Origin of the sequence: Cryobacterium sp. SO1 (assembly GCF_004210215.2) — a bacterium.
Classification (GTDB): domain Bacteria; phylum Actinomycetota; class Actinomycetes; order Actinomycetales; family Microbacteriaceae; genus Cryobacterium.
Window position 1 is genome coordinate 1,897,513 of sequence record NZ_CP067394.1, and the last position, 12,413, is coordinate 1,909,925.

9 protein-coding genes are annotated in these 12,413 nt (G+C 68.1%); 3 read left to right on the forward strand and 6 right to left on the reverse strand.

Annotated features, from left to right (window positions below; genetic code table 11):
- The first annotated feature begins 18 nt into the window (after window positions 1-18).
- Window positions 19-3,054 carry a bifunctional [glutamine synthetase] adenylyltransferase/[glutamine synthetase]-adenylyl-L-tyrosine phosphorylase gene (locus BJQ95_RS08950; RefSeq protein WP_130176855.1) on the forward strand — a complete coding sequence of 1,012 codons (3,036 nt, stop codon included), beginning with the start codon at window positions 19-21 and terminating at the stop codon, window positions 3,052-3,054.
- A gap of 81 nt (window positions 3,055-3,135) precedes the next feature.
- Here the strand turns inward: BJQ95_RS08950 and glnA are convergent, their stop codons facing one another.
- On the reverse strand, window positions 3,136-4,560 hold the full coding sequence (gene glnA, locus BJQ95_RS08955; RefSeq protein ID WP_130176856.1) for a type I glutamate--ammonia ligase: 1,425 nt from the start codon (window positions 4,558-4,560) through the stop codon (window positions 3,136-3,138).
- Between the two features lie 144 nt (window positions 4,561-4,704).
- Here glnA and BJQ95_RS08960 point away from each other — a divergent pair, with 144 nt between their 5' ends.
- Entirely contained in the window at window positions 4,705-5,148 is a 444-nt protein-coding gene (locus BJQ95_RS08960; protein WP_130176857.1) for an RDD family protein, read from the forward strand.
- A 69-nt stretch (window positions 5,149-5,217) separates the two neighbouring features.
- Here BJQ95_RS08960 and BJQ95_RS08965 read toward each other — a convergent pair whose 3' ends face one another.
- From BJQ95_RS08965 to lipB, 3 genes are read right to left on the reverse strand one after another with little or no spacing between them, the layout of a single operon-like run.
- Window positions 5,218-5,928: a DUF4191 domain-containing protein gene (locus tag BJQ95_RS08965; protein ID WP_130176858.1), complete on the reverse strand. Its 711-nt coding sequence runs from the start codon at window positions 5,926-5,928 to the stop codon at window positions 5,218-5,220.
- 48 nt (window positions 5,929-5,976) lie between these two features.
- Window positions 5,977-6,963 (reverse strand): lipoyl synthase, encoded by a 987-nt coding sequence (gene lipA / locus BJQ95_RS08970; RefSeq protein ID WP_205750061.1) that lies wholly within the window; start codon window positions 6,961-6,963, stop codon window positions 5,977-5,979.
- Window positions 6,960-7,595 (reverse strand): lipoyl(octanoyl) transferase LipB, encoded by a 636-nt coding sequence (gene lipB / locus BJQ95_RS08975; protein WP_130176859.1) that lies wholly within the window; start codon window positions 7,593-7,595, stop codon window positions 6,960-6,962. The genes lipA and lipB overlap by 4 nt, the downstream gene beginning before the upstream one ends.
- Window positions 7,596-7,701: 106 nt before the next feature.
- On the opposite strand from lipB, the gene BJQ95_RS08980 reads away from it, so the two are divergent.
- Window positions 7,702-9,324: a hypothetical protein gene (locus BJQ95_RS08980; protein WP_130176860.1), complete on the forward strand. Its 1,623-nt coding sequence runs from the start codon at window positions 7,702-7,704 to the stop codon at window positions 9,322-9,324.
- Window positions 9,325-9,357: 33 nt separating this feature from the next.
- Here BJQ95_RS08980 and BJQ95_RS08985 read toward each other — a convergent pair whose 3' ends face one another.
- Window positions 9,358-10,872 carry a 2-oxo acid dehydrogenase subunit E2 gene (locus BJQ95_RS08985; RefSeq protein ID WP_256041598.1) on the reverse strand — a complete coding sequence of 505 codons (1,515 nt, stop codon included), beginning with the start codon at window positions 10,870-10,872 and terminating at the stop codon, window positions 9,358-9,360.
- 67 nt (window positions 10,873-10,939) lie between these two features.
- Window positions 10,940-12,313 (reverse strand): dihydrolipoyl dehydrogenase, encoded by a 1,374-nt coding sequence (gene lpdA / locus BJQ95_RS08990; RefSeq protein WP_130177543.1) that lies wholly within the window; start codon window positions 12,311-12,313, stop codon window positions 10,940-10,942.
- Window positions 12,314-12,413: the final 100 nt, after the last annotated feature.

Consider the following 12,413-nt stretch of genomic DNA (forward strand, 5'->3'; position numbering starts at 1 on the left):
CCACGACAGGCACGCGACATGGCGAGAGAACAGCTGACACTGACGGACCTCGCTCGGGTGGGCTTCGCCGATCTCGGCGAGGCCCGCGCCCGACTCGACGAAGTCGGTGAACTCGGGGGCCCCGACCCGTCCGATCTGTTCCCGCTGCTCAGCCGTGCGGCGAACCCCGATGCGGCGCTGTTCGCCGTGCTGTCGCTCGTGCGCCAGGCGCCGGCGGAGTTCGGAACGCTCCGGCGCCATGCCGGCTCCTTGCAGCGCCTGGTGCTGGTGACCGGGGCATCGACGGGCCTCACCGATTTTTTCCTCCGGCACCCCGCCGAACTCGCGGTACTGCACGAGAAGACCACCGCCCCGGCCGGTCCCGGTGAGCTGACCGACGACCTGCTCGACGCCGTCCAGTCCACCGATGGGTTCGCCGCCCTCCTCGGCGACGAGGGGTGGGTGGCGCTTCGCGTGCGCTACCGCCGGCGCCTCGCCGAACTGGCGGCGTTCGACCTGGAACAGGGCGACCCGGTCGCGGGGCTCGACCGGATCGCCAGAGCCCTGGCCCACCTGGCCACGGCGGCGTTGGAGGCCTCGCTTGCCGTCGCCAGGGGAATGTGCAGCGGCCCGGTCGCCGCGCCCGGGGTCTACCCCGCCGACGAGGTCCGTCTGACCAAGCTCGCCGTCATCGGAATGGGCAAGGCCGGGGCGGGGGAGTTGAACTACGTCAGTGACGTCGACGTCATCTTCGTCGCAGAGGGCGACGAAGACCGCGGACTCAGCGCCGCCAGGGCCGTCGACATCGCCACCAGACTCGCGGTCCTGATGATGCGCGGGCTGAACCAACCCAGCCTGGAGCCCGAGTTGTGGGAGGTGGACCCGAACCTTCGCCCCGAGGGGAAGTCCGGCGCCCTGGTGCGTTCACTCGAATCGCACATTGCCTATTACGACCGGTGGGCGAAGAGCTGGGAATTCCAGGCGCTGCTGAAGGCCAGGCCGCTGGCGGGCAATCTGGAACTCGGCGTACGGTACGTCGACGCCGTGGCCCCGAAGGTCTGGACGAGCGCCAGCCGGGAGAACTTCGTCGACTCCGTGCAGCGGATGCGGGAACGCGTCACGAGCAACATCCCCGCCGACGAGGTGGCCGTGCAACTCAAGTTGGGCCCTGGCGGCCTGCGCGACATCGAGTTCACCGTGCAGCTGCTCCAGCTCGTCCATGGTCAGACCGACCCCGACGTCCGACAGCCGGGCACCCTTCCCGCGCTGGCCGCCCTGGCCGATTCCGGGTATGTCGGACGAGCCGAAGCCGCCGAATTCGCGCAGGACTACCGGATGCTCCGCCTGATGGAGCACCGGCTGCAACTGGACAGGCTGCGGCGCACCCACCTGCTGCCCAGGGACGAGGCCGGGCTGCGGGTGCTGGCTCGCGCGACGGGCCTCGCCACCAGCGCCGCAGCCCTCACGGCCCGGTGGGAGGCGACCAAACACCGGGTGCGCGGTTTGCACGAACGGCTGTTCTACCGCCCGCTGTTGTCCGCCGTCGCCGCCCTGCCGGCGGAGGGCCTCAACCTCACGAGCGCGCAGGCCGAGGCCAGGCTGGCCGCGATCGGATTCCGCAACACGAAGGGCGCCCTGGCTCACATCGCCGCGCTCACGAGCGGGGTGTCCAGGCGGGCGACCATCCAGCAGCACCTGTTGCCGGTCTTGCTGCAGTGGCTCTCCGACGGGGCGGACCCTGACTACGGGCTGCTGGCGTTCCGGCGCCTGAGCGACAGCCTCGGCTCCACCTACTGGTTCCTGCGGATGCTCCGGGATTCGTCCGGGGCCGCGGAGCGCCTCACCAGGGTGCTCTCGGCGTCCCGGTACGTCGGGGAGCTCTTGGAGACCATCCCGGAGGCCGTCGCCTGGCTGGAGCACGACGACGATCTGCGCCCCCGCCCGCTGAGTGTCCTGCAGGACGAGGCCCGAGCGGTGCTGGCTCGGCACGGTGGCCCCGACGCGGCCGCGTCGGTCCTGCGAACCAGTCGGCGCCGGGAGATGCTCAGGCTGGCGCTATCGGCGATCCTAGGCCGGCTCACCATCGACGAGCTGGCGGCAGGCCTCACGGATGTGTCCACCGTCATCATCCAGGGAGTGCTCGGTGCCATCCGCGGTGCTGGACTCACCGGTGACGACGGGCCGTTCGCCCCGGACGGCATCGAATTCGCCGTGATCGCCATGGGCCGGTTCGGGGGAGCGGAGCTCGGCTTCGGATCCGACGCCGATGTGATGTACGTGTTCCGGCCGGCCGCCCTCGAGGGCGGTGCGGCCCACGACCGGGCGACCTTCATCGTCCGCGAGCTGAACCGGCTCACCGAGGACAATCGGCTGCCGTTCGACCTGGATATCGGGTTGCGTCCCGAGGGAAAGAACGGCGCGGTGGTGCGATCCATCGACTCGTACCAGGCCTACTACCGTCGCTGGTCGCTGACCTGGGAAGCCCAGGCGCTGCTGCGGGCCCGCGGTGTGGCCGGTGAACCGGCGTTGCTGCGAAGCTTCCACGCCGTGATGGACACCGTGCGCTACCCGGAGCAGATCAGCGAGCAGGACGTCCGCGAGATCAAAAGGATCAAGGCGAGGGTCGAGAACGAACGGCTGCCGCAGGGAGCCGACCCGAACCGGCACTTGAAGCTGGGACGTGGCTCGCTGAGCGACGTGGAATGGTTCGTCCAGTTGCTCCAGCTGCAGCATGCGGCAGCGTTGCCGGCCCTGCGCACGACTTCGACGCTCGAGGCGCTCGACGAGGCCACCCGGGCCGGCCTGATCTCGGAGTCTGACACGGATGTGTTGCGCGCGGCCTGGTTGTTCGCATCCAGGTGCCGGTCGGCGATCACCCTGTGGATGAACAAGACGGCGGACGTGCTGCCCAGCGACCGGATGCAGCTGGACGGCGTGGCACGCATGATGGAATATCCCCCCGGCTCGGCAAACCAGCTCGAGGAAGATTACCTGGGCGTCACCCGGCGGGCCCGCGCCGTGTTCGAGCGCCGGTTCTACGGACCGGTGGAGCGGCCGGGGCCCTTCTCGGGCTGACCAGGACGCCGCCGACCTGCTGAAACCGGCGAAGGGGCCGCAACCTGATGGTTGCGGCCCCTTCATCGTGCAATCGGAGGATTAGACCCCGTAGTACAGTTCGAACTCGAACGGGTGCGGGCGCTGCGCGAGCGGCTTGATTTCCTTTTCGCGCTTGTAGTCGATCCAGGTCTCGATGAGTTCCGGAGTGAAGACGTTGCCGGCGAGGAGGAAGTCGTGGTCGGCTTCGAGCGCCTGCAGGGCCTCCTCCAGCGATGCCGGAACCTGGGGGATGTTCTTGGCCTCTTCGGGCGGCAGCTCGTAGAGGTCCTTGTCGACGGGCTCGTGCGGCTCGATACGGTTCTTGATGCCGTCGAGGCCGGCCATCAGCTGGGCGGCGAAGGCGAGGTACGGGTTGCCGGACGCGTCGGGAGCACGGAACTCGAGGCGCTTGGCCTTGGGGTTGGTTCCCGTGATCGGGATGCGGATCGACGCGGAGCGGTTGCCGGCCGAGTAGACCAGGTTGACCGGTGCTTCGAAGCCGGGCACCAAGCGGTGGTAGGAGTTGACCGTCGGGTTGGTGAACGCGAGGACGGCGGGGGCGTGCTTGAGCAGGCCGCCGATGTACCAGCGGGCGACGTCGGACAGTCCGCCGTAGCCGGCCTCGTCATAGAACAGCGGCTTGCCGTCGGCCCAGAGGGACTGGTGGGTGTGCATGCCGGAGCCGTTGTCGCCGAAGAGGGGCTTGGGCATGAAGGTGGCGGTCTTGCCCCACTCGTGCGCGGTGTTCTTGACGATGTACTTGAACTTCAGCAGGTCGTCGGCCGCGTGCACCATGGTGTCGAACTTGTAGTTGATCTCGCCCTGGCCGCCGGTGCCGACCTCGTGGTGGCTGCGCTCCAGGATCAGACCGGCGTCGATCAGCTTGAGGCAGATGTCATCGCGCATGTCGGCGTGCTGGTCGACCGGGCTGACCGGGAAGTAGCCACCCTTGAACGGGGTCTTGTTGGCGAGGTTGCCGCCCTCTTCCTTGCGGCCGGAGTTCCAGGCGCCTTCGCTGGAGTCGACCGAGTAGAAGCTGGTGTGCTGGTTGACCTCGTAGCGCACGTCGTCGAAGATGTAGAACTCGGCCTCTGAGCCGAAGTACGCGGTGTCGCCGATGCCGGTGGACGCGAGGTACTTCTCGGCCTTTTTGGCGACCTGGCGGGGGTCCTTGGAGTAGATCTCGCCGTTGCGGGGGTTGTAGATGTCGAAAAGCATGATCAGTGTGCGCTCGGCGCGGAACGCGTCGATGTAGGCGCTGGTGACGTCGGGGATGAGCTGCATGTCGGATTCGTGGATCGACGCGAAACCGCGGATCGACGAGCCGTCGAACATCTGGCCGACGGTGAAGAAGTCCTCGTCGACTGTCGACGCGGGGATGTTGAAGTGCTGCTGCACACCCGGCAGGTCGGTAAAACGGAGGTCAAGGAATTTGACATCGGTGTCCTTGATGAACGAGAGCACTTCGGACGAATCGCGGAACATGCGGGTTTACTCCAAACGACGTAGGCGTGGGTGACGGGAAATGTCGCACACTGCGGCTTCCCCGACACTATTACGAGCCGGTTACTTAAGAATGACGCTTATGTTTCCTCCATGTTACAGAGGGGCGCTCGGTAAACTGATCGGGTGAATTCGACGCCTTCTGGTCCCACCACCTTCGGGCAGCTACCGCCCAGTACCTGGCCGGGGGAGCGCCTGGGCCTGCCCCGGGTCGGTCCGCACTCGGTGGGGAGGGTGGGCAGGCGGATCGCCGCGCTGGTCATCGACTGGGCCATCGCCGTCGGGCTGGCCTGTCTGATCTGGGGTTACACCCTGTTGAACTATGACGGTTTCGTGGTGCTGGGGGTGTTCGTCCTCCTACAGGCCGTGCAGCTGGCCGCGTTCGGTGCCAGCATCGGCCACTGGCTGGTGGGCCTGCGTCTGATCACGATCACCGGGGAGCGCGCCGGCCTGTGGCGCCCGATCGCGCGGTCGGTGCTCCTGGGTCTGGCCGTGCCCGCCCTGGTCTGGGACTCGGACCAGCGCGGCTTCCACGACAAGATCGCGGGCACCGTTCTGATCCGGCGGTAGCCGGAGAGCCGGCGTCGGAGAACGCAGGAAGGGCACGGGGTGACCCGTGCCCTCGATCTGTTCTGCCGGTCAGTTGCCGCGCTGCGGGCGGGCCTTCGTGGGGTCGACGCCCTTGGGAATCGGCAGCTTCCTGGTCATGGAGTTGAGACGGTTGTTCACCGCGAGCACCTCGGCCTTGGTCAGCGACGGCTTGATCTTGGTCAAGCGGCGAGCGAGCTTGTGCAACGGAACGGCGTCCGAGTCCGGGCCGACGGCGATGACCGTGACAGCGACGTTTCCGCCGACCTTGGCCACCGACCGCTTTTCCTCCTCCAGCATCCGGGCTGTGCGGGTGCGCGGGCCCTCGCTGATGAGAACGACGCCACCACGGCCGACGGCGCGGTAGACGGCGTCCTGGGTCCTGCCGTTGACGGCGACGGGCATCTCGCTGCCGACCCAGCCGCGCTTGAGGGAACTGCGCAGAACCGCGCCGACCGCGCCGGGCTGGCCCTCGATCTGCGAGTACGCGGCCTTCTCGGCACGGCGGCCCAGGATGATCAGCATCGCCAGAATACCGCCCAGCACGCCGGCGACGATCCAGAGGGCGATCGTGAAGCCGTTGTCGGGGGTCAGCAGGAGCGCGAACGCCAGGCCGATCAGGACCGGAATCAGGAAGCCCAGGATCATGAACAGAACAATGTTCGAGTCGTAGCGCCGGGTCATCTGGAAGACCTGCCACATTTGCTTCAAGCGGCCAGGTTCTTTGGGGGTGCGGGGACTCTTGTCCTTGCTGCGTGCCATGGTTCTAAGACTACCCAGTCGGTCGATATCCGCGTGACGGATTTAGGGTCAAACGGCCTGGGTGAAGCCCAGGGCCGCGTCGGCGAGGTGCTGCAGGTGCTCCGGCACCTCCCGACCGGTTGCCGTCATCGACTGCGCCCAGAGCCGGCCGGCGCGGTAGGACGAGCGCACCAGAGGGCCGGCGAGCACCCCGAGAAAACCGATCTGTTCGGCTTCAGCCTTGAGCTCGACGAACTCCTCCGGTCGCACCCACCTGGCCACCGGCAGGTGCCGGGGGCTAGGCCGCAGGTACTGCGTGATGGTGATGATGTCGGTGCCGGCCTCGAAGAGGTCGGCGAGGGCCTGGGATACCTCCGCGCGTTCTTCGCCCATGCCCAGGATCAGGTTCGACTTGGTGATCAGGCCCGCCGCGCGACCTTGGCTCAGCACGTCCAGGGACCGGTCGTAGCGGAATGCGGGGCGGATGCGTTTGAAGATCCGCGGGACGGTTTCGACGTTGTGCGCGAAAACCTCCGGCCGGGCGGAGAACACCTCCGCCAGATGGTCCCGGTTGCCCGAGAAATCCGGGACCAGGATCTCGACGCCGGTACCCGGGCTCTGCTGGTGGATCTGCCGGATGGTTTCGGCGTACAACCAGGAGCCCTCGTCGGGCAGATCGTCCCTGGCGACACCGGTCACCGTCGCGTAGCGCAGGTTCATCCGCAGAACGGACTCCGCAACCCGCCGGGGCTCGTCGGTGTCATAGTCGGCGGGCTTGCCGGTGTCGATCTGACAGAAGTCGCAGCGTCGAGTGCACTGGGAGCCGCCGATCAGGAAGGTCGCCTCGCGGTCCTCCCAGCACTCGTAGATGTTCGGGCAGGCGGCCTCTTGGCAGACCGTGTGCAGGTTCTCGCTGCTGACCAGGTCCTGCAGCTGACGGTACTCGGGGCCCATCCGGGCACGAGTCTTGATCCAGGACGGTTTCCGTTCGATGGGCGTCTCGGCATTGCGGATCTCCAGCCGCAACATCCGGCGCCCATCCGGTGCGGCGCTCACGCGGGCACCGCCAGCCGGGCACGGAAATGGGCGGTCACGGGGTCGACGGTGTCCTGGGGGCTGACGTCGCGGCCGAGGACCAAGGACATCGTGGTGACACCGGCGTCCTTGATGCCGCAGGCGACGATGCGGTCGTACGGCTCAAGCGCATTGTTGCAATTGAGTGCGAACCCGTGCATGGTCACGCCGTCGGCGACCCGGATGCCGATGGCGGCGATCTTGTCTTCGGCCCCGACGGGTCCGACCCAGACCCCGCTGCGGCCCGCAACCCGCCGGCCGTCGATGCCGAAATCTGCCAGAGTCTCGATGAGGATGCCCTCGAGCAGCCGCACGTAGCCGACCACGTCGACCGGTTCGGGCAGGCGGAGGATCGGATATCCGACCAACTGCCCTGGCCCATGCCAGGTGATCCGGCCGCCACGGTCGACGTCCACGACCGGGGTGCCGTCGGTGGGACGGTCCTCCGGTTGGGTCCGTTTGCCGGCCGTGTAGACGGCGGGGTGTTCAAGGAGTAGGACGGTGTTCGGTCGATGACCGGACACCACCGTGCGGTGGACTGCGCGCTGGAGCTCAAGGCCCTCGAAATACGGCACGGAGTTGGCGCTTAGCCCCGCGACGACAAAGTCGAGCATCCAGCCAGTCTAGGGGGCGCTCCTCCCCAGTTGGAGCGCGGCGCGAGTTTGCCCCAGAAATCCACCGGGAGACGCCGGGAGGTGGTCGTCACGGCACGGTGGCCCGATGGAACAGACGCGTGGCCCCGCGAACGAGAGAACCCTGGCCGGGTTCCGCGTGGTGCGCCGGATCGGCACCGGCAGCCGGTCGACGATATACCTCGGTCAGGCATCCGATGCGCAGGCAGCCGACGGGCAGGCTGCGAGCCTGACGGTGGCACTGAAGGTGTTTCGTCTGGACGCGGACGGCGCGGCGCTGAACCGGCAGGTGCGAGCGATGCTCACGGTGCCACCGTTGAGGTTGGTGCCGCTGCGGGACGTGGCCACGGCTCCGGACGGCCGGCTCTGCCTGGTGATGGACCGTCTGGCCGGTTCGCCCCTGGATCGCCTGCTGGCGGAGCGGGGCCGGATCGCAGCCGGGGAGGTGGTCACGATCGCCGCGACGATCACGGCGACCCTCCAGGCGCTGCACGACGCCGGCTTCAGCCATCCGATGATCGGAGCGGACTGCGTGCGATTCGACGGCGCGGGCAGGCCGGTGCTGCTCGGCTTGGGCGCACTGGAGGAGCTGCCGCCCGGGGGAGCCGGGGCGGCCAGGCGGCGGGACGACCTGGTGCGGCTGGCGGGATGGCTGAGATCGTTGTTGGAGCATCTGGACCCTGGCACGGCGGAAGCGGCGACAGCGGGCTCGCTGCTGGCGGAATTCGAGGCGGCGGCCACGGCGCGGCCCGTGCCGGCAGATCTCACGGCAGTGGAATCAGCCCTCTTCGGCTGGGCCCCGGCCACTGCGGTGCGTGGCGTCATGGCCGGCGCCGCGGAACCGGAGCCTGGCACGCCGGCCGGACTGATGCCTGGCCTGTGGACTGGGCTGCTTGCCGGGCCGGCGACGCCGCCGAGGACGCTGACCAGGTCAGCGAGGCTGACGGCGGTCCCTGATCCGGTCGGTCGGGACGCGGTCCGGCCGTTCGGCGGCAGGAAGGGTAGCCCGGTCCAGCGCGTGCTGCGGCAGGTGGCGACGCGGCGTGATGCGATCCGGACCGATGTCGTGCGGACGGGCGCGATGTGGCGGAGAACGGCGTCGCGGATTAGGGCGTCGTGGTTCACGGCGTCGTGGTTTGGTGCGCTGGGACGAGCCCGCCGACCGGTCCTGGTCGGCGTCTGCCTGGCCGTTGTCCTCTCGGCCGGCAGCCTGGCGGCGCTGTCCTGGACAGGCTCTCTGGCAATATCGGGGGAGGTCACCGACCCGCCGGACTCGGCACCGGCTACTGACGACTCGGAGTCGCCCTCTTCGCAGGACGGCGCGCCGCCAGGATCGGAGCAGTACTCGGCGACGCTCGTGGGTGACGATCCCGCGGCAGCGACCCTGGCGCTTCTGCACCTGCGCCAGCGGTGCCTGGCTGCTGCGTCGGTGCTCTGCCTCGACGGGGTCGACCAGGCCGGGTCAGCAGCCATGGCCGCCGATTCCTATGCGGTGCGGCAGACGACCGGCGACAGCGAGAGGGCGGATGGTCGACCCGCGAACAGGAATGTCGAGGAGCCGGGTTTCACGGCGACCGTCCAGGAGCAGCGGGGTAACGCGGCGCTGATCGTGCTCACCCCGGCGGCGGGCACGCCGCAGACACAACCGGCCTCGGCCCTGGTGATCAGGGGCGAGGCCGGCTGGCGGTTACGCGAGCTCTTCGACTACTGACCGCTACGTGGCCAGGAACGCTGAGCTGTGCTGCTAGATTCCGAGGTTGGCCTCGAACGCGCCTGCTTCCAGTCGCGCCTTCATCGTGGTGAGGAAGCGCGAGGCGTCCGCTCCATCGATGATGCGGTGGTCGTAGGAGAGCGCCAGGAACACCGTCGAGCGGATGGCGATCGAGTCCAGGCCCTTGTCGGTGACGACGATGGGCTTCTTGTACACCACGCCGGTGCCGAGAATGGCGCTCTGCGGCAGGAAGACCACCGGGGTGTCGAACAGCGCGCCGCGCGAACCCGTGTTGGTCAGCGTGAAAGTGCCACCGGACAGTTCGTCGGGCTTGAGCTTGTTGTCGCGGGTGCGCGCAGCCAGGTCGGCGATCTGGGCAGCGAAGCCGGCCAGATCGAGTTCGCCGGCGTCGCGGATGACGGGCGTCAGCAGGCCACGCTCGGTGTCGACGGCGATGCTCATGTTCTCCTGGCCCGGGTACACGATCGACGTACCGTCGACGGTCGCGTTGATGATCGGGTTCGCCTTCAACGCCTCGGCCGCGGCCAGGGCGAAGAAGGGCAGGAAGGAGAGCTTGTTGCCGGTCTTCTCCTGGAAGGTGACCTTCACCTTGTCGCGCAGCATGGCGACACGGGTGACATCCACCTCCACGACGGTGGTGAGCTGGGCGGTCTGCTGCATGGAGGCGACGGCGCGCTCCGCGACGACCTTGCGCAAGCGCGACATCGGCTGCGTGGTTCCGCGCAGCGGCGACACCTCGACCTGGGCAGCGGCCGGGGTGGCGGGCGCGGCCGATGCGGAGATGATGTCCTGCTTGCGGATCCGTCCGCCGACACCGGTGCCGGTGATGGTGGAGAGGTCGACGCCGGCCTCGTTCGCGAGCTTGCGAACGATGGGCGTGACGTAGCCGCTGGTGCCGCTGTGAGCGCCACGGGTGGGCTCGGCGGCGGGTGCTGCGGGAGCAGGTGCTGCCGGAGCAGGTGCTGCCGGAGCGGCAGCGACCGGTGTGGGCGCAGCGGGGGCAGGTGCCACGGGTGCAGCTGCAGCGGGGGCTGCGGCGACGGGTGCGGGGGCTGCGGGGGCCGGTGCTGCGGGGGCAGGTGCCACGGGTGCAGCTGCTGCGGGGGCAGCGGCGACGGGTGCGGGGGCTGCGGGGGCCGGTGCTGCCGGGGCCGGTGCTGCGGCGGGCGCCGGCTCAACGGCTGCCGGAGCGGGCGGCGCGACGGCGGCGGGTGCTTCGGCGGGCGCCGGCGCTTCGGTCGAGGGTACCTCGGCGGCAGGTGCCTCAGCGGCGGGCGCGGCGGCGGTCGAGCCGTCTCCGATGGTCACCAGTGGGGTGCCGACCTCGACGGTCTCGTCCTCCTGGACGAGGATGGCTTCGATGACACCGGCGATGGGGGATGGGATCTCCGTGTCGACCTTGTCGGTCGAAACTTCGAGCAGCGGTTCGTCGACTTCGACGCGGTCTCCCACGTTCTTCAGCCAGCGGGTAACCGTACCCTCTGTGACACTCTCACCGAGTGCCGGGAGGTTGACGGATTCGCTCATGCGTTTGTCTCCTTTGAAACCATTAATGTCTGACCAATGTTAGTGAGAATCTGTGTGCCGAAACGGGCTACATCGCGTGCAAAGGCTTGCCGGCCAGGGCCAGGAAGGCCTCGCCAAGCGCTTCGTTCTGCGTGGGGTGCGCGTGTAGCAGAGGAGCGAGGTCCTCAGGGTACGCTTCCCAGTTCACGATCAGCTGGCCTTCGCCGATCAGTTCGCCCACGCGGGCGCCGATCATGTGGATGCCGATGATGGGTCCATCGGCCTCGCGGACGACTTTGATCGACCCCGCGGTACCGAGGATCGAGCTCTTGCCGTTGCCGCCCAGGCTGTACTCGTAGCTGGTGACCTTGTCGGCACCGAACGTGGCGACGGCCTTGGCCTCGGAGTAACCGACTGAGGCGATCTCGGGGTCGCTGTAGGTGACCTTGGGAATGTTCAGGTCGTCGACGACGATCGGGGCCAGGCCCGCGATCTCCTCGGCGACGAAGATACCGTGCTGGAAGCCGCGGTGCGCAAGCTGCAGGCCGGGGACGATGTCGCCGACGGCGTAGACGCCGGGGATGTTGGTGGCGAGGCGTTCGTCGGTGATGACGAAGCCGCGGTCCATGGTGATGCCGGCCTCTTCGAAACCGAGACCAGCGGTGGACGGGCCGCGACCGACGGCGACGAGCAGCAGCTCGGCCTCGATCGTGGTGCCGTTCTCGAGGGTGACGACGACGCCGGAGTCATCCTGGCTGACCGACTGGAACCGCACACCGAGGGAGAAGTCGATGCCACGCTTGCGGAACGCCCGCTCGAGCTGCTTGGACACCGACTCCTCCTCGTTCGGAGCGAGGTGGGGGAGGGCTTCGATGATGGTGACGTCGGCGCCGAAGGACTTCCAGACGCTGGCGAACTCGACGCCGATCACGCCGCCGCCGAGCACAGCGACCTTCTTGGGCACGTAGTTGAGCTCGAGGGCCTGCTCGCTGGTGATGACGCGTCCTTCGATGGCCAGGCCCGGCAGCGACCGGGAGTACGACCCGGTGGCCAGCACGACGTTCTTGCCGACGATGGTGTCCTCGCCGACCTGGACGGTCGTGGGGGAGATGAGTGTGCCCTCACCCGCGATGACGGTGATGCCGCGGGCCTTGATCAGTCCCTGCAGGCCACGGAACTTGCTGGCGACGATGCCCTCGCGGAACTTGGTCACGGCATCCATGTCAATGCCTTCGAAGGAGGTGTTCACCCCGTACTTGGCCGACTCGCGGCTCACGTCGGCGACCTCGGCCGAGTGCAGCAGCGCCTTGGTCGGGATACAACCGACGTGCAGGCAGGTGCCACCGAGCTTGTCTTTCTCAACCAGGCCGACGGTCAGGCCCAGCTGAACGGCACGCAACGCGGCCGCGTAGCCACCACTGCCGCCACCGAGAACTACAAGGTCAAAATTCTGTTCAGACACCCAGATACTCCCTCGTGCATCACATACATTTTCACGGCCCGTCCGACGCACGTGTTGTGCGTGGACAGACGTTGAACGGCAAGGATTTTCCTGCCTATAT